The sequence below is a fragment of the Chromohalobacter sp. HP20-39 genome, assembly GCF_033052815.1.
In the GTDB taxonomy this organism is placed as follows: domain Bacteria; phylum Pseudomonadota; class Gammaproteobacteria; order Pseudomonadales; family Halomonadaceae; genus Chromohalobacter.
This window is the reverse complement of the sequence record NZ_JAWHTP010001219.1, coordinates 1-232: the sequence shown is the minus strand read 5'-3', so window position 1 is coordinate 232 and position 232 is coordinate 1. Positions and strand designations below refer to the sequence as shown.

1 pseudogene is annotated in these 232 nt (G+C 65.9%); it reads left to right on the top strand.

Annotated elements, in window-relative coordinates:
- Positions 1–232 (top strand): annotated as a pseudogene (locus tag RVY79_RS21765) (PKHD-type hydroxylase); the annotation flags it as partial.

Below are 232 nucleotides of genomic sequence, written 5' to 3'. Positions count from 1 at the left end.
CCCGCGAGATCGCCGAAGCCATGCTGCAGCGTCTCTGGCAACATCCGCAGTTCATGTCCGCCGCACTGCCGAGCAAGGTCTTCCCACCCCTGTTCAACTGCTATACGGCCGGCGGCGAGTTCGGCTATCACATCGACAACGCGGTGCGGCAGGTGCGCAACAGCGCCGAGCGCGTGCGCACCAACCTGTCCGCCACGCTGTTCTTCAGCGACCCCGACGAGTACGACGGCGG